Raw genomic sequence first — 23,390 nt, forward strand, 5'->3', positions numbered from 1 at the left:
ACTGACTGTAAAAAACGGCGCGATTGTAGCACAGCAAGGAGTGAACGCGATGGATAATCAAACAAGCATCAGGCTAGCATTCTTTTTATCAGTATTAGTGCTTTGCGCATTATGGGAGTTTGTGGCTCCACGAAAAGTATTAACTCAAAGTAAATGGGTACGCTGGAGTAACAACCTTGGTTTAGTCGGACTTAATAGCCTTATTTTGGCAATCGTTATGCCGCTCATGGCCATGGATGTCGCTTTTCTTGCTCAACAGCATGGGTTCGGGTTATTCAACCTCACCTCGTTACCTCTGATATTTAACGTTGTCTTGTCTGTTATCTTACTCGACGCCTTAATCTACTTTCAACACAGATTGTTCCACACCACTCCTTGCCTTTGGCGATTACATCGTATGCATCATGCCGACCAAGATATCGATGTAACTACCGGCGCACGATTTCATCCAATAGAGATACTCCTATCAATGGTCATAAAGATGGCTGCGGTGCTGGCTTTAGGGGTTTCTCCCATTGCCGTTGTCATCTTTGAAGTTGTGTTAAACGCCAGTGCCATGTTCAACCACAGCAATGCAAAGCTCAACCTTAAGGCCGATAAGTGGCTACGACGCCTGATCGTGACGCCCGACATGCATCGAGTCCATCACTCTGTCATTATTAAAGAAACCAACGCTAATTATGGATTTTTCCTATCAATCTGGGATCGCATTTTCGGCTCTTATTGCGCGCAACCCGCGTTAGGCCATAAAGATGTCGTCATCGGGCTACCCTACTTTCGCAAACCACAAGAGCAGAAAATTGGGCACATGTTGCTTCAACCATTTAAGGCATTTCGGCCAAACGACGGCTAAGGCTAAAATGTAAACCGCTTTTGTTGCCGCATACAACAGAGCGCTCGATACCGTTGTGTGGTGCCAGGACTACCCCAAACGGTATTTGTTGAGCATAGCCTGTTGTTGTGCGCCAATATCAGCCACTTCTTCTGCACTCGCGATTAACGTTTCTAACTGCAATTTTGTGCTGTCGCCTTGGCTAGAAATATGACGAATGTTTTCACTCACTTCATTCGTTGTTCTTTCCTGCTCTTCCGCTGCCACCGAAATCTGTTCGACACGTTGATGAATTTGCCCGATTGACGATTCAATCTCAGAAAATGTCTGCTTAACATCTTCACTTGATTGCATCGCATGAGTCATTTCAATTCGGCTATCTGATACTGCCGCTTTTACCCGATGAGCCGCCGACTCCAGCGATTGCATCATTACCCTAATATTTCCGGTTTGTTTGCTGGTATTGCTTGCTAAGTGGCGAACCTCATCAGCCGCAACGGCAAACCCTCGGCCTTGCTCTCCGGCTCTGGCCGCTTCTATCGCAGCATTTAGAGCCAGTAAATTAGTGTTATCGGCAATATTACTGATTAAATCGACCACATCACTGATTTCACCTACTTTGATTTCAAGATCCGCCATTGAATGCTCGTTTGTTTGTAATGTTTTTTCCAATGCTTGCAATCGAAGAGTGTTACCTTCTATGGCTTTGCCGCCTTGTTGAGAGTGTTGAGTCGCTTGCTGGGCAACCTCTGTTGACTGACAAGTGACCTGAGCGATTTCCTTAATGGCTGACTGCAAATCTCCTACCGTTATGACCATATTTTGCAACGCATTATTTTGTGCATCTAGGCTATGATTCGTTTGATCTGCGGCACTTTTGCTCGTCTCGGCAGTGCGATAAAGCGTTTGGCAATTATTAGTGACGGAGATAAGTGATTCACGGGTATTCTCTATGACCAGATTCAGTTGCGAAGCAATTAGCTTCATTTCCTGAGGCCCTCTTAGCTCGGCAACGTGATCGAATTGGTGGTTATTCAGTGAGGCCATGGGCTTTGTGATCGCTAATAACCCCTTTTTTAGCCAACGACGTAATCCAAGCGCAAATACAAAGATCATCAGAACCATCGCCAAAGTGCCTACAGAAAGTAGGTAAGCAATGTTGTTTATCTCACTTGAAACGGTCACCTTACTTCCGTCCATAAGGCGTTCTGCTTGTTGTGACAATGCATTGAGCAAACCAATGGTGGCTTCTACATCTCGGCCTGCAATCTTCAATGCTGCTTTTTGTTGCTCGACAAGTTCAATTTTTGAAAGCAGTAACTTCAGTACTCCATTTTCTGAAAAGCCTTGCTTTACCATGTCGTAAGGAGCCGTGAGGCTCGCGAACTCTGCAGCGTCGGGATACCACACAATAAAGTCATCGTACGCGAGTTCTATGCCAGCAAGCCGATTTCTCATTTCTCGATAGGAAACTTGCGCTTTGTCCTTATCGTTTTCCATAAGAAGCATCAAGAATGTGCTTTCCATTGAACTCGCACTGGCAATAAATCGACTCGCCGCATCCGCTGCTGCTGGATTTTCGTCAATAAAAAATAGACTCACGCGATTCATCTCTGGACCAATAGAGCTTAAGCCATAACGAAATCCCGGAACGATTTCATCTAACTGAGTTTGAGTTGCCAAGATTTGTTGTTGCAATTGAAGGACTGATGCCGCTTTGTTGGCTAAACCGTCTAAATGATCACTCAACGCATTTTTTTGTGCCGTTGTTATAACCTTAGAAAATTGTGATGATATGTCGAACAGCTGCTTCAGTTGAGTGTCGGCTAATTGTGCTAAGCCTTTATAATTTTGAGCTATGCTTGAAAGTTCATTGGGTGAATCTGACCCCATTCCCAAGTTCAACATTTTTACTTGAGTCAGAACATTTTGAGTTAAATTTGCGTTATTTGTTGAAAGTGGTAGGGTTTTATTAGCTAATACAGAAAACTGTTCTCCGACCCGTTCGATTCCTTTAACACCAATGTATGACAGCCCAGACACGAGCAAAATAATACTAAAGAACACCATTGAGCTGATTTGTATTACAGAAAGGGAAAATCCAATTTTTTTTAAGTTACGCATCCATTATCCTACATAAGCCGCTGGCTAAGTGAGTATTAACAGGGATACTACGTACTTTTCATGACATTTATATTTCTTACGCGCAGGTACAAAGGCATGAATAATCAGCTATTTACAACAATATCAATAATAGGCGTTATTTGGTTCTTAAACGGCTGTTCAAACACACCTGAAAATAGCTCGTATGCTAATAGCACAGGCTCATTCCCTACAGTGCAAACAGATCATGCGATGAAAAAAATCTACAACGAATGGAATGGGGTGCCTTATCGCTGGGGGGGAACAAACAAATCAGGGATAGATTGCAGTGCGTTTACCCAAATTGTCATGTTGGAATATAGCCAAACAAACTTGCCAAGAACGACACATCAACAAGTGAATGTGGGCAGTAAAGTAGCCTATAGCAAAGCAAAAGTAGGTGATTTAGTATTCTTTAAAGTGAGCCGCAAACAAAACCACGTTGGCGTCTATATTGGGGGCAATGAATTTATGCACGCATCTACATCAAAAGGAGTCATCATTTCAAGATTAGATAACCCCTATTGGGCGGATGCATTTTGGCACTTTCGAAGAGTCAATTAGTCGTTTGTTGCCTAGTTTTATGTCGATTGATCGTCAATCGCTTAATCGTACGTTGCTACGGCAGAATCAAATAAGTTTTTAACCAGTGCAATGTACTCATCTAAAAACATAATTTGCTCGTTGGTCGCTTTTTTCATCCACGCACCGGCGAGTACTTCTCCCAAGTCTTCTGCTACAGAATCGGCTTCTTTTAGTAACTGAAATCTCACGCTTGAATGAAGCTCTGGATTTTGCTCAAATAAAGACATGATATTCGTTACGATCAAGTCGGTCGCAACATCTTCAATACTCTCGTCACCAGTATCGCCTTCTGCACGAGCAAAAATATCTAAATTCATTGTAAGATGCTCAATAAGAGCCAGATAGCCATCGGTTTCTACTACCACTATTTATCTCCACCTGTTGGTGTATTAAATTTCTATACTAGTAATATTATGCTAAGTCTCAACATATTGACACATCGATTTGTCGCTACTCATCACTTTCTTCGAAGATTGTAGACCGATTTCTTCCATTTTGTTTCGATGAGTATAACGCTTTGTCTGCAGATTCTAGCCATTGAAGGTAATTTCGCATCGTTGGCTTGTATTCACAGATCCCTAAGCTAATCGTGTAAGTAATTTGTTCACCGTCGGTATCAACAAGAGATTGTTCTATTCGGAGCCTTAATCGTTCGGCAAAAAACAGCGCCTGTTCAGACGAAGTGTTAGGGAGTAATGCGGTAAATTCTTCACCGCCATAACGACCACAGCTGTCCCCTTGCCTAGCGGTCTTCTTTAATAGATAAGCTGTATTTCTAATGACACCATCACCGGCGCTGTGACCATAAGTATCGTTCACCTTTTTAAAGAAATCGATATCAAAAATCACTAAGGTCGCCGTTGAAGATAACGTCTCACATTGGCTGAATTGTTCACTCAAACATAGTTCCCAGTGAGCTCTATTGTAAAGCCCCGTTAGGCCGTCTGTTCGGCTTAAATGACTGAGCTTCTGATTAGATTCACGTAAATGAAGTTTTTTCTTAGCAATATCAGAGACATCGTGAATCATTAGGCATATATGAGTAACTTCGCCATCCAGCGACTGCAACGGCATAAATACAATGTTTTGATACATCACTGATGCGCCATTTGATACCGGAGAAAAATTATTAAACTTGAAAAGATACTCTCTATCTTCCCACGATGAGAACCCTCTCATTTTTAATTTCTGAGTCGCATTCATTTTGGCTTTTAACCAATGACAGGGTAAGTCGGGGAAAAAATCAAACACACTTTTTCCAATGATAAACTCGGCTTCAATACCGCTGTACGAACGCATAAAGCTGTTCCATGTACAGACATTGAAATCAAGATCTAGAACAACCAACCCGGTGTCCATGTTATCCATTATTTGTAGCGCCATATGAAACTCGGCGATTTCAGCATTAACTTGGGTCATTTAAAAACTCTCCATTACACGCTTTATTGCACCAACAGAGAGAGGATCGACTAAGAACAATACCTCACACTCAAAATCTGCGTTTTCAGCGACATAGGTATATTCAACCGTAAAAATCTCTTCGTATTGCCCTAGCCCTATTGAATTGATCTCTTGGTGAAAATAGTCGATGACTGATGGCTGTCTGAGCGAAAATGGAACATTGATCTGCTCACTTAACGAAATTAAGTAAGAAGAAACCAATAGATTTGCGATGTTAAGTACCACCTCGTTAAAGGTGTATTCTCCGACTTTATAACTGAGCTGCTCCCCCATTTTAGGAATGTGCTCGCCACGCATACACACCAACGCCTCACCGTGAATACCACCGCCAACAAACCGTTGTGCGACGGCCACAGAGCCTTCGCGGTGCAACACATCTTCAAGCAGCATAGTGAGTTCACCACAACTTAAAACGCCAACATGAGGGATCGGAATTTGAATAAATTGGCCAAAATGATCAGACAAAATTGCCGCGCCACGACCTAATGCGATGTTTGTGATCTCACGAAACTTAGACAGTGGATCGAGTGATGGTGAAGTAGCAGCATGACTACGTGGATCGTGGTATCTAAGGTTCAGGTTTTCAAATAATGGACGAGCAACGTCAGGCTTGAGGGGTTTTTCAATAAACGCATAAGCTCCTAACTGCATGCATCTATTTTGAGCGGCCAGTTGTACATCACCAGAGACCACAACGACTTTGGTGGGATGGTTCGAGACAGGAAGTGCAGCCAAAACCTCATAGCCGCCCATCGTTGGCATGGTTAGGTCTAAAAAAAGCACGTCGATATTTTGCTCTACTAGAATGGCTAATGCTTCATTGCCATCCTCTGCATACTGTATATTTAAGTGTTCCAACTCGGCGATACAGCGAGACAGTGACTTCCGAGCTAATGCAGAATCATCGCAAATTAGTACTTTCATATTAACGGCTTGGGCTAACTTTCCTGAATCAATGTCACACTATAACCTTTTGATTCAATATCGCTATTGATAATGAAAATGGATAGATTAAAACCGGATTCATCTCACATCTAAAGCTTTGGTTTTCTACTATCTATATCTTTGGTTATGCTAAACTTTCGAACGAAATGTGTGCGAACTAACAGTAAAGAACTCATTTTTTGAGCTAGTATGTATAGGTAATGACTTCAACCAAGGAGTTTACTATGTGGCAATCGCTTTCCAAGCAGCTTTCTGAAGTGCTTATGTTTGACTTCAAAATAACCGAAAAGACTCAATTAGACGGCGGTGATATTAGCAAATGCTATATGATCTCAGACGGTGAGCAGAGATATTTTGTCAAGGTTAATGAGCGTGATTTTTTCTCTCGCTTCGAATTGGAAGCTGAAAGTATAAAGCAATTAAGCGACAGTAACTCTGTGTTTGTTCCCGAAGTTATTCATATTGGATACTGCAAAGATCAGGCATTCATCATCCTTAATTTTCTCGCAGCCAAGCCATTAGAAAGCGCTAAAGCGAGCTATAAATTTGGCCTACAACTGGCTAAACTGCATCAATCAGACGAACAGGGCGAATACGGATACGATCACGACAATTACGTTGGATCAACGCTGCAACCTAATAAGTGGAAAAAAAGCTGGGCACGTTTCTTCTCGGAGCAAAGGATAGGATGGCAACTCCAACTTCTTAAAGAAAAAGGCATTTCATTTGGTGCAGAGCAAACCATTGTCGATTTTGTTTATAAAGAACTGAAAAACCACAACCCTACCCCATCGTTGTTACACGGTGACTTATGGCATGGCAACGTATCTAATACTGCATTTGGCCCGATTTGCTATGATCCTGCTTGCTACTGGGGAGACCCAGAGTGTGATATTGCCATGACGGAGTTATTTGGTGGATTTATGCCTGACTTCTACGTCGCTTATGAAAGTGTTCGTCCTTTAAATCTCGAGTATCAATCTCGTAAACATATATACAACCTTTACCATGTTCTCAATCACTGCAATTTGTTTGGTGGGCACTACCTAGACGAAGCACAAGGCATGATTGAATCCATGATGAAAGCTTACAGTGAATAGCACCTATTTGATGTAACGAATTATTTCGCTCAAGCTGCACGCTTCATAAGGGATAGAATCCAAATCTAAGCCAATAATTGACGACTTATTGGCTTTTTTATTCAGGAAGTTTTTGTGATAACCAAGAACTAGGCGATAAATTTTTGAACTAGGGCAATTTTCTAAAGGAGTTTTTTGTTATTTCTTGCGTATATTCAACTATAGAACTTAATTAATCCCGATTAGCAACTTCACACACTATGATGAAAATAGGTCAACCGATTTCCTATTAAGGTGTAAGGCGGATTAGATGAACAGTTATACGGAAAAGAATGTGAAATGCCCTCATTGTGGTCATATGATCGGCATAACACTCGACGCTTCTAACGGGAGTCAGGAGTTCTACGATGATTGCCCTGCTTGTTGCCATGCCATACATCTGAATATGATGGTTGATGAGCAACACGATAATATTCAATTATTTATTGACGCTGACGACGAGCAGATTTTTTAATTGTGACCGTTAATTCAGTGATATAGGGAGCCTTAATCGGCTCCTTTTTATTACTTAACGTTTGAACTGTTCTGGTAATTTGCGGCCAGTGTTCGCTCTACCGTATCGACAATGGCTTGAGTCTGGGGATCGAACTCAATATTAACCAGATCACCCTCTTGTCTTTGGCCAAATAATGTTCTGCTTAGCGTTTCAGGGATCAGGTGCACGCTGAATTGATTTCCTTCCACTTCGCCTATTGTTAACGAACATCCGTCGATACCAATGTAACCTTTCGCTAATACGTACTTCATCACTTCGTGTGACGCAAATTCAAACCAAATGGTGCGGTTATTCTCGGTATCAAGAATGCGAGTTATCGCGGCAACCTGAGAGATATGCCCAGACATAGAATGTCCGCCGATTTCATCACCAAATTTAGCTGCTCGCTCAAAATTGATCAACGACCCGACTTCACATTCGCCTAAGTTGGTTAGCTTAAGTGTCGCTTGCATCAAATCAAAACTCACATGGTCACCATCAATTTCCGTCACGGTTAAACAGCATCCATTATGGGCGACAGATGCGCCTATTTTTAACCCCTCATTGTAGGGAGAAACCAGCTCAATCACATGGGTTTGAAATTCGTTTTTCTTCGCAATCGAGATAACCTTAGCCATCCCTTGTACAATGCCTGTAAACATACTGCGCTCCTAGTTACGTTGACAATATCAACCATCGCTTAGAAAATTGCTGATTTAGTTGGATATTTGATTGGTATATTACCGACTATTGATTACTATCTCCAAATTAAAATTCATTATTACTTTCTGACTCTGCTACGTTTGGAGCATCCTTTGCATCGTTATCGCACCGAGGCGTCACACCTCATAAAATTAGCAACTCCCGTTCTGATCGCGTCTATTGCACAGACTGGTATGGGGTTCGTAGACACCATTATGGCCGGAGGGGTAAGTCCCACAGATATGGCGGCAGTCGCCATTGCGACCAGTGTTTGGTTGCCTTCAATCTTATTCGGTATCGGCTTATTACTCGCTTTGATACCCATCATTGCGCAACTAAACGGCTCGGGTCGACGTGATAAGATCCCCTTTGAACTCCAACAAGGTATCGCATTGGCGTTGATCGTGAGTATTCCGATAATCATCGTTTTGTTGCAAACACAGTGGATTCTAGGCTGGATGGATGTTGAACCACTCATGGCTGAAAAAGCCAACGGTTATATGTATGCGGTAATGCTAGCGGTCCCGGCTTTTCTACTATTTCAAACCTTACGCAGTTTTACCGATGGTATGTCATTAACCAAGCCGGCAATGATCATCGGATTTCTTGGCCTATTACTTAACATCCCTCTAAACTGGATTTTTGTGTATGGCAAATTCGGTGCACCTGCTCTGGGTGGTGTCGGCTGTGGTGTCGCGACCACAATCGTTTATTGGGCCATGTTTGGCTTAATGCTTCTTTACGTTTTAACCTCAGATCGCATTAAATATATTGGCCTTTTCAATCAATTTCACAAACCCAACGTAAAAGCTCTTAAACGTCTTTTTGGTTTAGGGTTTCCAATTGCTGCTGCCATGTTTTTTGAAGTAACCTTGTTTGCGATAGTCGCGTTGATGATCGCCCCTCTAGGGGCTCTAACGGTTGCATCGCATCAGGTCGCTATGAATTTTTCTTCACTCGTTTTCATGTTGCCCCTTAGTATTGGCTCCGCCGTCAGTATTCGCGTTGGCCATAAGCTTGGCGAGCGCAATGTCGAAGGGGCCAAAATTGCCTCTCACGTTGGAATCATCGTTGGTTTTGCTATGGCCATAACCACCGCGGTACTAACCGTCTTATTTCGAGAGGAAATTGCCCTACTTTACACCGACGACCCACAGGTAATCGCCATGGCGGGGGGATTAATGCTGTTAGCTGCGATCTATCAATGCACCGACTCGATACAAGTCATTGCTGCTGGCGCACTGCGCGGCTACAAAGACATGAAAGCGATTTTTAATCGCACTTTCATCGCTTATTGGGTTTTTGGCCTACCAACAGGTTATGTATTAGGGTTAACCGATTGGGTAACTAAGCCGCTAGGCGCAACGGGATTTTGGATTGGGATCATCATTGGCCTTACATGCGCAGCTGTCATGCTTAGCATTCGCTTAGTTTGGATGCACAGGCAAAGCGACGAATTTCAATTGGAATCATCCACACAATAGCGATCAGACAGACTCAAAACAACACACTAAACCGCTTTGACAACGACAATGAGAAATAACAACTTATTTTCGTTTTCAAAGTGGTCGTTGGGCATTCAATACCTTAACTGATTTCTATTCATCAAGCCTTTCTCGTAAAAAACGAGCAAATCTTGGTATTCCAGAATGAGTAAAACCATTGTATCGGTAAGTTATGGTAGCGCCTATCTGTGGTGGGTTTCTTCTTTGCTCATCATTTAAGCCTGTACCGACATAAAATGTCTTCCCATCTGAATTGACGACGTGCAGCGAACCTAACATTCCCGAATATTTGCCCTCACCCGGTTTGTATCCAATAATCTTGGCTTCTGCATCATGGTGCTTTTTAACCTTCAATAACTCATCGGAACGGCCAGCATTATATAAGCCAGTCGATTTTCTCAGCATCAAGCCCTCACCGGCGTTTTCGTCCATGTTATCTAACATCTTCAACAGCTCAGTTTCGCTATTAATTGGGGAGTGAAGGACTTCTTTTATGTGGTCTTGATCAATGTTCCTTACCCAATGCAAAATATCATAATATCGTTTCCTATAATCCCCAGCCGCTTGCGGCAGGTCAAAAAGCATAAAGTCGATATGTTGCCATGCCTCTTCGTCTGGCTCTTTATCCAGCACAGTCGTTTGCACTAAGTTAAAGTTCCCTCGTCCAGCCCAGAGTTCGCCTTCAATTCTCATATTCGGCAGCCCAGACGTAAACCATCGTGGCGCCTGAATGATGTTTCCATTTTTTGTATAGAGCTGACTCCCGTCCCATATCGCTCTAATACCGTCCAACTTCTCGCTCACCCAATAATCGTCAAGAGCCATGCCTAACTGATAACTTTTGGCGAGCACGATACCCTGATAAACCTCCCCGTTGTAGAGATTACCTTGAGCTATTAGATTCTCAGCGGCTATTGGACATGAGGCAAATGTCAGAAAAACACACGTTGCTATCATTGTTCTTTTCACAAATCACGCCCTATCAGTAGAATAATAAGTATTCATATTGCCAGTTGCGATAAAGTCACGCCGAAATAAAACGAGTTAATGCGAGCAATATGGCGCTAGGTACTGATGCATATGAAATCTTACAAGCTATAAACCCTATCCTCGCTGTATTTACTACAACGTCCAATTCGTCAGCTCTACACCACCTAGATAAATAGCGATACGATTTAGCTTGCTAGATCACGTTCCTGAGCCAAAAGAGATTAAAAATACAACAATGCGATCATATAGTCGCCAACCAGTTCAAAAACATGAAATTTATACTTGCACGGACCAAACCCAATCGTTATTATCTCCCTCGTTCTAAAGGAATATGCCCGCTTAGCTCAGTTGGTTAGAGTACTTGCATGACATGCAAGGTGTCACTGGTTCGAGTCCAGTAGCGGGCACCAAATTCGTTCTTAGCGAACAAAACGCAAAGCCCGCTTTTATAGCGGGCTTTGTTGTATCTATACCTCAGCTTTTGTTATCGGTGCTTACTCACCGATAACAAGTTCAAATAATAGCTTGCCTGAAAAATCACACCTTGTCCGAAGGCGTTGAACAGTTTGAATTACTGTCATCAAGTTTGTCAGCATATCCTTTAGGTGGTGGCGTCCACTCCCTTTCAAGTAATGAGTGAGTACCTCGCTTATCTTTCTTCATATGATGATCAAACTGTTCTTCGAGTTCGATAAACAACTTACGGAAGTTTGCGCCAACCTGATTCGATTCAGGATCTCGCATCGTCCACTCTGAATAAAGAGCGTCTGAATTGACTTCATCTATATGTTTGAACGTGTGCTTTTGCTGTTCAATAAAGAAAGGATGTAAACCAAGCTGTTTCAATGTATGCCCACCGAGCTCCAACGCAGAATGGTAAGTTTCTGATTCGATAACATCTGCTCCCGCATCTCGCAATTGATACGTGTGTCTCCTATCAAACGCTCTTGCTATGACCGTCACATGCGGATAGGTATGTTTTACATATTCAACCAACTCGACACTCGCCTCTCGATTGTCGATCGCAACGACAAACGCACTTGCGTCTTCTATACCAGCGGTATGCAGTAATTCTGGGCGAGTTGCGTCACCAAAGTATGATTTAGTGCCAATTTGGCGCATCAAATCGACTTGAGCCGCCTGTGAGTCAAGCACCACGGTTTTTATTCCGTTAGTCACCAATAAGCGATTGATGATCTGCCCGACCCGACCGATACCCGCAATGATGACAGTCCCTTTCTCATCAACATTGTCTTGTTCTTGCTCGTTAGTCTGTTGCTCAAATCTTGGTTTTATCACCTTATCAAATAAGATAAATAGCCCGGACGTTAAGAACATTGATAACGCCACAACCAGAGATAACATTTGAGCGATGTCTGTTGGTAATACATGGTTTGTCACTGTAAAACCCAAGAGAACGAAACCAAACTCGCCAGCCTGCGCCAAGCTCAACGTCACTAACCAACGATCGCTGCCCTTAACGCCAAAGATCAGCGCAAGGCAATAAAGTACGCAGCCTTTAATGACAATGACTCCCAATGTTAGAAGGATGACAAGTCCAAAATCATTGAACAACACAGTAAAGTCGATACCTGCGCCAACGGTGATAAAAAACAATCCGAGCAATAACCCCTTAAACGGCTCTATGTTTGACTCTAACTCATGGCGAAACTCACTGTTTGCCAACACGACACCGGCTAGGAACGTACCAAGCGCGGGTGATAGCCCCACTAAACTCATTAAAGCGGCAATGCCTATCACCAACATAAGCGCCGTTGCAGTAAATATTTCGCGCAAACCTGAATCTGCAACCATTCTAAAAAGCGGACGACTTAAGTAATGACCACCAATGACAACAATAGCGATCGATGCCGTGATAACTAACCCATACATCCAACTCGATAACCCAGCAACTAAGTTAAGTTCTTCATGATGCTCGACGGACGAGGCCATCTTACTGGCGAGCTCTACCAGTTCAGGTATCGCAAGTAAGGGGATAAAAGCCAGCATTGGGATCACAGCAATATCTTGAAATAACAAAATCGAGAAGGCGTTTTTGCCACCATCCGTCTTATTAAGGTTTTTCTCATTAAATGTCTGCAACACGATTGCGGTAGAAGATAATGAGGAAACTAAACCAATGGTAAGCGCGATATTCCAATCTTGGCCGAACTGCATGGCGATAATCATCACCAATGCCGTTGTACCGCCGACTTGCAACCCGCCCAACCCCATCAACCGATGGCGCATTGCCCATAACATTTTCGGTTCAAGCTCTAAACCGACGAGAAACAGCATCATAACGACACCAAACTCGGCAAAATGCTGGATTGCTGATGTCTCTTCACCAACTAAACCAATCACTGGGCCAATGACCACACCTGCGATTAAGTAACCCAATACAGAGCCTAGCCCGAGTTTTTTAGAGATAGGCACAGCGATAACGGCTGCCAGCAAATAAATAAACGCCTGTAAAAATATTCCAGTCACTGGCTTTCTCCCATGGATAGCATATCTAAATGGTTGAGCTTATCTAAATGTTGCGCCGCTTTAAGATCCACTTTTTGAGTGACGAGACCATCTAAGAGCGTTTTCCATTTTTGAACGTGTTCTGTTATTCGTCTTTCTTCCGCTGCGGTTCTTGAACCAAACAAAATAAAAGGAGCGAGGTAACGCATCCCCGTCAAAGAAGCCATTTGCTCTAAAGGATGGAGTAACTCTCTTATCGTAAAGTGGTTATAACCATCAGTTTGATAAGCTTCTTGCTTCCCCCCCGCAGAGAGCGCGCAAAAAAAGGTTTTACCATAAAGCGCCGTACCGTCATTGCCGTAAGCGAAGCCATATTCCAAAACCAGGTCTTGCCATTCTTTCAAGATAGCAGGCGTTGAATACCAGAAAAGTGGGAATTGAAAAATAACAACATCATGCTCACGTAGCCTCTGCTGTTCTTTCTCGATGTTGATATTGAACGTTGGATATTCTGCATACAAGTCAATGGCTGTAACACCATCAGCGGCCATTGCAGCTCTAAATAGTGGTTGATTGACTTCAGAACGGTGTTGAGATGGGTGTGCAAAAAGCACCAAGATTTTATTTCTGTCCATAGTAGCACCTAAGTGATGGTGGTCATTACCGACCTATACGTCCGTGTGTTGTTGATTTTGGCCTTATACCTTCAACATTATAGAGGATAGTTAACCGATTTATATCATTATAGTTTTTTGTTGTTCAAATTTTAAACATGACAAAATAATAGGCATAAAAAAAGCAGGCTCTAAAGCCTGCTTTATAATTCAATGCTAACTAAACGCTAGTCACGCAATGCAGCACCAAACTTCTCAGAGATTGAAGCAACGATAGCATCAACCGCGCCAGCGATGTCTGCATCTTCAAGCGTACGCTCTAGCGATTGCAGGCTAAGTGCGATTGCAAGGCTCTTCTTACCTTCCTCAACACCTTTACCTACGTACACGTCAAACAGTTGTGCATCCGTTAGGAATTCACCACCAGCAGCAAGGCAAGCATTAACGATGTCGCCAGACAACACGGCTTCGTCAACCACTACCGCGATATCACGACGGTTCGCAGGGAACTTAGATACCGCAACAGCTTCAGGAAGCGCACGAGTATTGATAGCAGCCCACTCGATTTCGAACACGATAGTACGGCCGTTTAGGCCAAACTTGCGCTCCAATTCTGGGTGAACAGTACCGATGATGCCCACTTCTTTGCCATCAACAATAATTGCCGCAGTTTGACCTGGGTGAAGTGCTGGGTGCTTCGCCGCTTTAAAGCTGTAGGCTTTTTCGTTCGCCGTTAGCTCTAGTACTGCTTCCAAGTCACCTTTAAGATCGAAGAAATCGACAGTGTTAGTCGCAATATCCCAGTGCTCTTCGCCACGAGTACCAGAGATAACACCCGCAAGCATCATTTCTTGGCGCATGCCGTTTTCCGCTGACTCTTCAGGGATAAAACGAAGGCCAGATTCGAATAAACGAACGCGAGACTGCTGACGATTTTGGTTGTGAACAACGGTGTTTAGTAGGCCTTGAATCAAACCAAGACGCATCGCTGACATATCCGCAGAGATTGGGAATGGCAGGATCAGTGGCTCTACACCTGGAACAACTAATTTTTGCTGTTCTGGTTCAACAAAGCTGTACGTGATTGCTTCGTGGTAGCCGCGGTCTACAAGAAGGTCACGAACGCGTTTAAGCGGTTGGTTTGCTTCTTTGTGATCGTTCATCTTCAGTGCTGCCACTGGAGATTGGTTTGGAATGTTGTCGTAACCGTAGATACGGCCAACTTCTTCGATAAGATCTTGCTCAATAGCAATATCAAAACGCCAAGCTGGAGAAACTGCCGTCCAGCCTTCGGAGGTCGTTTCTACATCACAACCAAGACGCGTTAAGATCTCAACCACATCCGTAGATGGAATTTCGTGACCTAGCAAGCTGTCTAGCTTAGCGCGACGAAGTGCCACTGTGTTTGCTTTTGGCAAATCAGCTTCAGACTCGCTGCCGTTTACCGGAGCAACGTCACCACCACAAATTTCAACAAGAAGCTGTGTTGCACGCTCCATTGCTGCTGCTTGAAGTGTTGCGTCTACACCACGTTCAAAACGTAACGAAGAATCTGTGTGCAAGCCGTAAGCACGTGCGCGACCACGGATGTGGTCTGGTGCGAAGAATGCCGCTTCTAGAAGAACGTCTGTTGTTTCAGTAGTCACACCAGAGTCTTGACCACCAAAGATACCAGCAATCGCTAGTGCTTTGTTCTGGTCAGCGATAACAAGCGTTTTGCTGTTTAGCTCTGCTTCATTACCATCTAGAAGGGTTAGCTTTTCGCCCTGCTCTGCCAGACGAACCACGATACCGCCTTCGATCTTAGCAAGATCAAATGCGTGCATTGGTTGGCCTTGCTCTAGCATCACGTAGTTAGTGATGTCTACAACTGGGTCGATTGAACGGATGCCACAACGACGCAATTTTTCTTGCATCCAAAGTGGAGATTCTGCTTTCACGTTTACGTTCTTAACCACACGGCCAAGGTAACGTGGACACGCATCCGTTGCTTTAATTTCAACAGCCACAGTATCTTCAATGCTTGTCGCAACCGCTTCTACAGAAGGCTCTGTTACGTCAGCACGGTTAAGAACGCCAACTTCACGAGCAAGGCCACGAATGCTGAAGCAGTCTGCGCGGTTTGCTGTTAGGTCTACGTCGATAGCAACATCGTTAAGCTCTAGAAGCTCACGAACGTCCATACCAAGAGCTGTACCTTCTGGAAGCTCAAGGATGCCGTCTGATTCAACGTCGATACCTAGCTCAGAGAAAGAACAAAGCATGCCGTGCGATGGAACACCGCGCAGTTTTGCTTTCTTAATTTTGAAGTTACCAGGAAGAACAGCGCCAACGGTAGCAACGGCTACTGTTAGGCCAAGACGACAGTTAGAAGCACCACATACGATGTCTAACAGCTCTTCTTCACCAATATCGATTTTTGTTACTTGAAGTTTGTCTGCGTCTGGGTGCTGGCCGCACTCAACCACTTTACCGACTTTAACGCCTGTAAACTCGCCCGCAACTGGAGCAACTTCGTCTACTTCCAAACCAGCCATTGTGATTTGGTGTGCTAGTTCTTCGCTGTTTACTGCAGGTTTAACCCACTCACGTAGCCAAGATTCACTGAATTTCATTTTACTGCCCCTGACTTACTTGAATTGTTTAAGGAAACGAAGGTCGTTCTCGAAGAACGCACGAAGGTCGTTTACGCCGTAACGAAGCATTGTTAGACGCTCAATACCCATACCGAAAGCAAAACCAGAGTATTTCTCAGGGTCGATGCCAACAGAACGAAGTACGTTCGGGTGAACCATGCCACAGCCAAGTACTTCTAACCATTTGCCATCTTTACGCTTCACGTCAACTTCAGCTGAAGGTTCTGTGAACGGGAAGAATGAAGGACGGAAACGCACTTCTACTTCTTCTTCAAAGAAGTTACATAGGAAATCGTTTAACACGCCTTTAAGTTGTGCGAAGTTTACGTTTTCGTCTACTAGCATGCCTTCCACTTGGTGGAACATTGGCGTATGCGTTTGATCGTAGTCGTTACGGTAAACACGGCCCGGTGCAATAAAGCGGAACGGTGGTTTGCCATTTTCCATCGTACGGATCTGAACACCTGATGTGTGCGTGCGCAACATGAGATCAGGGTTAAAGAAGAACGTATCGTGGTCAGTACGAGCTGGGTGATCGTCTGCAATGTTCAATGCATCAAAGTTATGGAATGCATCTTCAATTTCAGGGCCAGACTCAGTGCTAAAGCCAAGCTCACCAAAGAACTGCTCAATACGCTCAACAGTGCGAGTGACTGGGTGCAGACCGCCATTTTCAATGCGACGACCTGGAAGGCTCACATCGATGGTTTCTTCAGCCAGTTTAGCTTCTAGCTCAGCACGTTGAAGTGCGTCTTTGCGAGCAGCAATCGCTTGCTGAACAGCGCCTTTCGCTTTGTTGATCTCTTGACCAGCAGTGCGACGCTCTTCAGGTGGAAGTTTACCTAGGCTTTGCAGTTGAAGGGTTAGTTCGCCCTTTTTACCTAAATACTGAACACGCACTTCATCAAGTGCGACTAACGACTCAGCCGTATTAATGGCAGCCGTTGCATTAGCAATGATCTCTTCTAGATGTTGCATCGTTTCCTCATCTACCCTCGGGCAGTGTCCCTGAAGGATGGTTTGGTGTTTTTATATGCCGTACATAGTAATCAAACCAGCCAATAAAGCCAAATTGAAATGCAATATGAATGAGTTATTGGTTAATAACAGGGCGATTTCTAAGGATTTGATGCAACAATGTCGAAAATGGAGCGGAACTAGCGGTTTATATGAGGGCACGAAGCGGCTAACTCTTGCTTTACAGACCGTCGCCACTCCGATATTCCATTTAATAATTCAATACTAACAACTTTTTTCAATTGGCAGTGCTGCCTGGACATGCTGCACTTGATTTTTTCCATTAGTTTTTGCTTGATAAACAGATTGATCAGCAAGTTTGATTAATTCATTGAAATCCAAAGTCTCATTGGTTTTCTCGGCCACCCCTACACTGACACTGCCGACCCATAATGTGTGGTCATTTTTTACGACCAGACGATTGACCTGATCAAGCATGAGATTCGCGACATGCAACCCACCTCTCAAATCCGTGTCAGGACAGATCACTATAAACTCATCACCGCCTAGACGGCACACAATATCGTCGGTTCTAAATGCACCTTTGAGCGTTCGAGCTAATTCGCATAATACGAGATCTCCAGCATCATGCCCGTGGGTATCATTCACGGTTTTAAAATGATCGGCGTCCACCATGATGCACACTAAACAATCCTCTGAAGTCCAAAGTTCACGCAAGGTTCGAATGGCATGGCGGCGGTTTGGCAATTTAGTCAGTGAATCGGTCAAAGTAAGGGCTTCAAGCTGTTGGTTCGCCATCGACAATTCTTGTGTTCGCTGTGCAACCTTCTTCTCCAATGATTCGTTAAGTGAAAGAAGTAATTTATTCCGAGCAGAAACCTGCTCAAATAAGCCATTTAATGCTAACAAAAGAGGTTCTGTTGAGCTGTCCCTTTCTCTCTCTTCATTTTCATAGGCTTCACTCGGCAACAGACCACTTTTAATGGCTTCAGCTTGCCGAGCCATGTTCTGATCACAGCCTAAAATATGATAAGCCAACCAGTGGATTAAAAAATCAAGCAGCAATTCTGACGAATTTTTATCGTCGAAATCAATCAGTCCTTGCATAGAGCGAATATCAGCCATAAAGTTACGGTGTAGCTTAATATGAAAGCCAACATGACGTTCATCAACACCGATACTGTCCATCAATGCTTCTTCTTGTTCAAAATGAAATTCAGCGTAGTCGGACAATTCAACCAATGCGGTTCTCACATCGCCTGGTTTTAACCCATTTTCTGAAATCAACTCTGCATACTTATTAATAATACCAACCAAATATTGATGTTGTTCATCAACATCGTCTAGGCCAGTCTCAAAGTTTTTGTCCCACAAAAATGATTTCATTTAGTTTTCCAGATCGTACGAAGGAGTGCCGCAAGCTTGTCAGTTGGCAGACTAGGTTTAGTTGCCAGTTTAAGTTATTTATAGCTCACTTTGTTGATGTAGACCCCTAATCAAGTCATAAAATATCAATCGGTTAACTTGTTTGGACTCTCGTTAGCAAAAAATATGATCACATCCGCTGTATATATTCGCGTTTTCTACTGACTGGACTATCATTAATGTGTAGTCAAAGCTACAGTCTTACTCGCTACACCGTTTTCAATAGCCGTTCTGGTGACAGAAAACAAAAAAAAGCGCCAGCTCTCAGAGCCGGCGCTTTTGTTTTTCAGAACCCAGTTTACATTTTAACTGCGTCCAAGACCTTAGGCGATCCTTCCACTGACGCATCTAGCGTTAAACGGTATTTACCCGCTACGGCTATTTTACAGTTTTCAGAACCACAGCCCCAGTTTGCTTTGTCCCAATCGCCCAAAGTAAACTTATACTCAGTGTTTGCGCCTACTGTTACATCAACAGAGTAACGCCCATTTCCCGTAAAACTCGCTAAAGTTCCATCCACCTTCCACTCATTAAGGCTTCCTGCTACGTATACTTTCGTTTCATAGCCAAACGGTGGAACTTCGTCTTTTTTACTGACCGCAATTCCCTCACCTCTGTTGCCATTACGTGGTTGCACGAATACAGCGCTTCCCCAAGCTGGCACCACAAAAGTACCATTGGTAAAGCTCGCACCTTCAGCAATAGAGCTCGATGAACGATGAGCAGAGCTTAATTCAAACCCTTCAAGCACAGCCGAGAACTTACTAAAGCTTTGTTCACTTGGCGTCGCATTAATCATAACCACAATCGCATCTAGACTTGCATCTAGGTCTGTTGCTTGCGTTGAACCATTGTCTATCGTCATCACAATCAAACCAGGCGTTTGTGTTGCCCCCGTATTTTTGAAATCAACACGGCTGATGATTTCCTTACCTGTTGGCAGAGTCATTAATGGTGAAGACTTACGCAACGTCAGTAGTTCTTTATACTGAGCAAATGCCGTTTCAATATTGGTTGCTGATGCCTGTGCATTTGCAACCAATACGTCGGTGATAACGTCATAGTTATCGGCATCTTTTTCTTTCGCTGGTAGACCTTTGTTCCAGTTGTTATCGTTGAGAGTGAAATCAACCTTGTTGTACCAGTCACCATAATCGTACGAGTCGCGCTGCATTGATTTAGAACGCAACAACTCGCCACCCATGTGGTTGAAAGGCATCGCCTGCCCCAGTAAAACCGTTGCCATACCGATGGACTGCATTTTAACTCGAACTTCAGGAGAAACGTCTTTTGCCACTTTATACATATTGATATCCCAGAATGTCTGGTTATCGTGCTTTGAAACGTAGTTTTGCACTTCCCAAGGTTGCTCTGCATAACCGGCTTTCTGGCCGTTATAATCTAACGTTGAACCCTTTTGAGTCTTACCGTCTTTGTCAATAAATTCAAAACTTTTCAGGTTACCAGCCATGCCTAACCGAGTGAGATCAATTTGGTGTAACGCACGTTTTAGCTCATCCGCATCCGCTTTTGCCAATTCATTGGGTAAGACATAAGCCCCCGTAGCAAAGCCTTGAGTTTTACGAAGACCTTCGCCGCCATCAAACGGGCTACCACCGCGAACTGCATCACGTAAACGATCAGAGAACGAACCAATGCCCGTGCCGCCTAAATGTTTTTGCGTTGCCTGCACAAAACGCTTGTCGTCTTGTACTTCACCGAAGTTCCATCCTTCGCCATAGAAGTACACCTCAGGGTTAACCGTTTTCGCAGCCTCCAACGTACCTTTCATCTGTGCCAGTGGATGGTGGCCCATTAAGTCCCAACGGAACGCATCAATTTTGTATTCTTTGGTCCATGTTTTGATCGAATCATCGATCATTTTGGCAAACATTTCATGTTCCGGGGCCGTATTTGAGCAACAAGTCGAGTTGGTTACCGCGCCAGTATCTGGCACTAACCTTTGGTAATACAAAGGTACAATTTTATCGAGTACCGATTTCTCGCCGAGACCTGCGTCATTGGTATGGTTATACACAACGTCCATCACTACGTTCATCTTGATGTCTTGCTTCACCGATTGCACCATCTGGCGAAACTCAAGAATACGCGATGAACCTTCAGCATTAGATGCGTAAGAACCTTCAGGCACCGTGTAATGTAGTGGATCATAACCCCAGTTATAGCTATCAACGCCACGAACCAATTCATTTAAATCTTGGACTTTCGGCGTCTCTTTGGAGTCACTTGCTTTAATCTCTTCAAATACTTCTGCGATGGTTGAACCGCTATCGCAGTACTTAGCAAAGTCAGAAGATTTGGTTGCTGGGTTAACGGTACACAGCTTGCTGAATGGTTCATTGATATCCGCAACTTTACTCGGATCTTCGTTGATCGTCGCAATATCAAATACCGGCAGTAAATGAAGGTGCGTCATGCCCGCTTCACTCAGTTGCTTTAAATGCTCCGTTGGTGTTGTGCCACTTTCTGTAAAGGCGAGATATTTACCTTTATTTTGTGTGCTGTTATCCAATGATGAAAAATCACGTACATGAGATTCGTAGATCACCATATCTGAAAGATCTGAATCTTTTTGCGAATGCGGCGATTGAAGCGCATCCCAACCGGACGGTTTCAACTCGTCCGAAGACAAATTAATCGCCTGGCTGAATATTGAGTTAGTAGAAAGTGACACTGAATAAGGGTCTGTAACTTCGTAGCCATATCCTTTTTGCTCACGTGGTTGGAACACTTTCATCGCGTAACGGTAGTATTTCTTATCAACCGAATCCAATTCCTGTGTCAAGCTCCAGCTGCCTGTTTTCGCGTCTTCAATCATCTGGATACGCGTAATTTCTTGTTTGTCTTGGCCGTAGATCACCAAGTCTACGTCTGACGCGGTTGGCGCCCACAGGCGGAACGTAACACCGTTATCGCCATATACTGCACCATATTCCAGAGCTTTGGCTTCTTCAGCAAATAAATCATCCAACGCACCCGCATATTGAATTGCAGTCGCTGAGCGCAGTTGTTGTGCGCCATCTACTGCTGAAGATGAAATCGCGACCATACTGCCTTTTAGCAGTTTGTTTAAACTGACGTTCGCGTTTAATGCAGGGATCTCAAACGCAGGGTAACCCGCAAGATGTGGGAATTTCGCTTTTTGCTCATCGGTTAAAGTGGTCGACGTTAATTTGATAGCTGAGCCTGAAATAACCCCATCGTTGACGGAATATTTTCCATCATGATTGAACTTAATTTGGACATCAGATTTATCCCCACCTTTCCAAACCAATGTCTTCGCATCAATTAGAATGGCACCAACGGTATCAATTGAAAATTCAGCGCTAGGGCCAGCAATTTCAAACGCTTTATCTCGGCTTGCGTAACTTTGTGTGCGACCCGGCATATAGGTCGCCGTTTTTGTGTCTCCCAGCGTCGCGATGTTCACGGTGAGATCTGAGCCAATCAATTTGTCTTTTGTTGCGTTACGGAATATGACTTTGAAACATCCTTTGTCGGTATCCGTTACCGGTACATACCAAACTGGACCAAATTCATCGACTTCATTCGGTACCACAGAAGCATCATCCCAACCGTCATTAGCGTAGGAGCTATCCATTGCGGTACATTCAGAAGCGGTATCATTCCAAATATGAAGGTTCATTTTATCGTAAGGTGCGTAATCGCCCATTGGATCATAGAGTTGTAAAGCCACTTGACCTTTACCCGGCTTCGCCAGATCACCAGGGGCTTTCACTACCGGAAGTTTTACGTCGGTGTTAGTCTGATCAAGACCATAACCTTCGAGAAGAAGTGTTGAACGTTCACCTGTCGCGGTGACAGGTTTACCATCAACTAGGCCAATTTGTTTACCCGCGTCTGTCGCAGCTAAAGTTACTTCTTCAGCCTTTTCAGTTCCCGATGCATCGATAAACTTACACTGACCAACGGTTGTGCTACTGATTAGCCATGACGGACCGAAACTATCGGAATGCGATGGGGAAATAGGTTCTCCGTCACCGCACTTTAATGTCCATTTTGAATAATCTTCTGAGGATGTGCTCGCCGCCATCGCTTGTACCGCACCATTGGCAGGCGATACTAGATAGCTGACTGCAATTTGTTTATTTGAAGGGGCTGGCGTAGAAGCTGGTAAGTTTACTTGCGGCGACAAATCGATGCCCGCTTGAGGAGTATCGACTTTATCGTTAGATGGTTTTACAACGGTTGTGTCGTCGTTAGAGTCATTACATGCGGTTAACGCGCTGGCCGCAAGAATCGATAGCAATGCTACCGACAGTTTGGATTTTCGTAGGGTAAATTTATTCTTCTTCACGTTTCTAGTCCGTCAGTTAGTTTTTATAAAAAGGTCGCTTCCTGCCTAAAAAAGCCACTCTAGGTTAGAAAATTTCGTGCTCTACAAACCGTGACGGAGTTGAATTTTTTGTTTCATTTCTCGCTACAAAATAAGTTTCGTAACTAAAATCAC

At 43.9% G+C, this 23,390-nt stretch carries 17 protein-coding genes and 1 tRNA gene; 6 read left to right on the forward strand and 12 right to left on the reverse strand.

The features are described from left to right. Positions 1–49: 49 nt before the first annotated feature. Positions 50–853, forward strand: coding sequence for a sterol desaturase family protein (locus VTAP4600_RS03275; RefSeq protein ID WP_102521480.1), 804 nt, complete (start codon positions 50–52; stop codon positions 851–853). Between the two features lie 69 nt (positions 854–922). On the opposite strand, the gene VTAP4600_RS03280 is transcribed toward VTAP4600_RS03275, so the two are convergent. Next, the gene (locus VTAP4600_RS03280) at positions 923–2,956 is read right to left on the reverse strand and encodes a methyl-accepting chemotaxis protein (protein WP_102521481.1); all 2,034 of its coding nucleotides are present in this window, start codon (positions 2,954–2,956) and stop codon (positions 923–925) included. A gap of 96 nt (positions 2,957–3,052) precedes the next feature. Here VTAP4600_RS03280 and VTAP4600_RS03285 point away from each other — a divergent pair, with 96 nt between their 5' ends. After that, positions 3,053–3,538, forward strand: coding sequence for a C40 family peptidase (locus VTAP4600_RS03285; RefSeq protein WP_102521482.1), 486 nt, complete (start codon positions 3,053–3,055; stop codon positions 3,536–3,538). A 41-nt stretch (positions 3,539–3,579) separates the two neighbouring features. Here the strand turns inward: VTAP4600_RS03285 and VTAP4600_RS03290 are convergent, their stop codons facing one another. The 3 genes from VTAP4600_RS03290 to VTAP4600_RS03300 form a co-directional block, all read right to left on the reverse strand. Beyond that, positions 3,580–3,924: a DUF3802 family protein gene (locus VTAP4600_RS03290; protein WP_102521483.1), complete on the reverse strand. Its 345-nt coding sequence runs from the start codon at positions 3,922–3,924 to the stop codon at positions 3,580–3,582. A gap of 85 nt (positions 3,925–4,009) precedes the next feature. Further along, positions 4,010–4,978, reverse strand: coding sequence for a sensor domain-containing diguanylate cyclase (locus VTAP4600_RS03295; protein WP_102521484.1), 969 nt, complete (start codon positions 4,976–4,978; stop codon positions 4,010–4,012). Beyond that, entirely contained in the window at positions 4,979–5,944 is a 966-nt protein-coding gene (locus VTAP4600_RS03300) for a response regulator (RefSeq protein ID WP_102521485.1), read from the reverse strand. A gap of 245 nt (positions 5,945–6,189) precedes the next feature. Between VTAP4600_RS03300 and VTAP4600_RS03305 the strand changes: the two genes are divergently transcribed. Together VTAP4600_RS03305 and VTAP4600_RS03310 are read left to right on the forward strand one after the other, a co-directional pair. Further along, complete coding sequence (locus tag VTAP4600_RS03305; RefSeq protein WP_102521486.1) at positions 6,190–7,065, forward strand: fructosamine kinase family protein; 876 nt, start codon at positions 6,190–6,192, stop codon at positions 7,063–7,065. 289 nt (positions 7,066–7,354) lie between these two features. Beyond that, on the forward strand, positions 7,355–7,558 hold the full coding sequence (locus VTAP4600_RS03310; protein WP_102521487.1) for a CPXCG motif-containing cysteine-rich protein: 204 nt from the start codon (positions 7,355–7,357) through the stop codon (positions 7,556–7,558). A gap of 50 nt (positions 7,559–7,608) precedes the next feature. On the opposite strand, the gene VTAP4600_RS03315 is transcribed toward VTAP4600_RS03310, so the two are convergent. After that, complete coding sequence (locus VTAP4600_RS03315; protein ID WP_102521488.1) at positions 7,609–8,241, reverse strand: riboflavin synthase subunit alpha; 633 nt, start codon at positions 8,239–8,241, stop codon at positions 7,609–7,611. Positions 8,242–8,394: 153 nt separating this feature from the next. Between VTAP4600_RS03315 and VTAP4600_RS03320 the strand changes: the two genes are divergently transcribed. Continuing rightward, complete coding sequence (locus VTAP4600_RS03320; protein ID WP_102521489.1) at positions 8,395–9,765, forward strand: MATE family efflux transporter; 1,371 nt, start codon at positions 8,395–8,397, stop codon at positions 9,763–9,765. Positions 9,766–9,879: 114 nt separating this feature from the next. Here VTAP4600_RS03320 and VTAP4600_RS03325 read toward each other — a convergent pair whose 3' ends face one another. Further along, positions 9,880–10,743, reverse strand: coding sequence for a DNA ligase (locus VTAP4600_RS03325; RefSeq protein ID WP_102521490.1), 864 nt, complete (start codon positions 10,741–10,743; stop codon positions 9,880–9,882). Positions 10,744–11,109: 366 nt separating this feature from the next. Between VTAP4600_RS03325 and VTAP4600_RS03330 the strand changes: the two genes are divergently transcribed. Beyond that, positions 11,110–11,186, forward strand: a tRNA-Val gene (locus VTAP4600_RS03330). Between the two features lie 127 nt (positions 11,187–11,313). Here VTAP4600_RS03330 and VTAP4600_RS03335 read toward each other — a convergent pair. From VTAP4600_RS03335 to pulA, 6 genes are all read right to left on the reverse strand, one after another. Beyond that, positions 11,314–13,266: a monovalent cation:proton antiporter-2 (CPA2) family protein gene (locus VTAP4600_RS03335; RefSeq protein WP_102521491.1), complete on the reverse strand. Its 1,953-nt coding sequence runs from the start codon at positions 13,264–13,266 to the stop codon at positions 11,314–11,316. Further along, positions 13,263–13,880, reverse strand: coding sequence for an NAD(P)H-dependent oxidoreductase (locus VTAP4600_RS03340; RefSeq protein ID WP_102521492.1), 618 nt, complete (start codon positions 13,878–13,880; stop codon positions 13,263–13,265). The genes VTAP4600_RS03335 and VTAP4600_RS03340 overlap by 4 nt, the downstream gene beginning before the upstream one ends. 206 nt (positions 13,881–14,086) lie before the next feature. Continuing rightward, positions 14,087–16,474, reverse strand: a complete 2,388-nt coding sequence (pheT, locus tag VTAP4600_RS03345) for a phenylalanine--tRNA ligase subunit beta (RefSeq protein ID WP_102521493.1) — start codon at positions 16,472–16,474, stop codon at positions 14,087–14,089. A 15-nt stretch (positions 16,475–16,489) separates the two neighbouring features. Next, complete coding sequence (gene pheS, locus VTAP4600_RS03350; protein WP_102521494.1) at positions 16,490–17,473, reverse strand: phenylalanine--tRNA ligase subunit alpha; 984 nt, start codon at positions 17,471–17,473, stop codon at positions 16,490–16,492. Between the two features lie 264 nt (positions 17,474–17,737). Continuing rightward, a complete protein-coding gene (locus VTAP4600_RS03360) occupies positions 17,738–18,859 on the reverse strand; it encodes a GGDEF domain-containing protein (RefSeq protein WP_102521496.1) in 1,122 nt (373 codons plus the stop codon). A 337-nt stretch (positions 18,860–19,196) separates the two neighbouring features. Further along, entirely contained in the window at positions 19,197–23,237 is a 4,041-nt protein-coding gene (pulA, locus tag VTAP4600_RS03365; RefSeq protein ID WP_102521497.1) for a pullulanase-type alpha-1,6-glucosidase, read from the reverse strand. Positions 23,238–23,390 lie beyond the last annotated feature (153 nt).

The organism is Vibrio tapetis subsp. tapetis, from assembly GCF_900233005.1.
Lineage (GTDB): Bacteria > Pseudomonadota > Gammaproteobacteria > Enterobacterales > Vibrionaceae > Vibrio > Vibrio tapetis.

Coding starts and splice junctions, on each gene's coding strand:
- VTAP4600_RS03340 (WP_102521492.1), bottom strand. CDS start 13,880: ATGGACAGAAATAAAATCTTGGTGCTTTTTGCACACCCATCTCAACAC.
- VTAP4600_RS03325 (WP_102521490.1), bottom strand. CDS start 10,743: ATGATAGCAACGTGTGTTTTTCTGACATTTGCCTCATGTCCAATAGCC.
- pheT (WP_102521493.1), bottom strand. CDS start 16,474: ATGAAATTCAGTGAATCTTGGCTACGTGAGTGGGTTAAACCTGCAGTA.
- VTAP4600_RS03275 (WP_102521480.1), top strand. CDS start 50: ATGGATAATCAAACAAGCATCAGGCTAGCATTCTTTTTATCAGTATTA.
- VTAP4600_RS03285 (WP_102521482.1), top strand. CDS start 3,053: ATGAATAATCAGCTATTTACAACAATATCAATAATAGGCGTTATTTGG.
- VTAP4600_RS03300 (WP_102521485.1), bottom strand. CDS start 5,944: ATGAAAGTACTAATTTGCGATGATTCTGCATTAGCTCGGAAGTCACTG.
- VTAP4600_RS03295 (WP_102521484.1), bottom strand. CDS start 4,978: ATGACCCAAGTTAATGCTGAAATCGCCGAGTTTCATATGGCGCTACAA.
- VTAP4600_RS03280 (WP_102521481.1), bottom strand. CDS start 2,956: ATGCGTAACTTAAAAAAAATTGGATTTTCCCTTTCTGTAATACAAATC.
- VTAP4600_RS03360 (WP_102521496.1), bottom strand. CDS start 18,859: ATGAAATCATTTTTGTGGGACAAAAACTTTGAGACTGGCCTAGACGAT.
- VTAP4600_RS03305 (WP_102521486.1), top strand. CDS start 6,190: ATGTGGCAATCGCTTTCCAAGCAGCTTTCTGAAGTGCTTATGTTTGAC.
- pheS (WP_102521494.1), bottom strand. CDS start 17,473: ATGCAACATCTAGAAGAGATCATTGCTAATGCAACGGCTGCCATTAAT.
- VTAP4600_RS03310 (WP_102521487.1), top strand. CDS start 7,355: ATGAACAGTTATACGGAAAAGAATGTGAAATGCCCTCATTGTGGTCAT.
- VTAP4600_RS03315 (WP_102521488.1), bottom strand. CDS start 8,241: ATGTTTACAGGCATTGTACAAGGGATGGCTAAGGTTATCTCGATTGCG.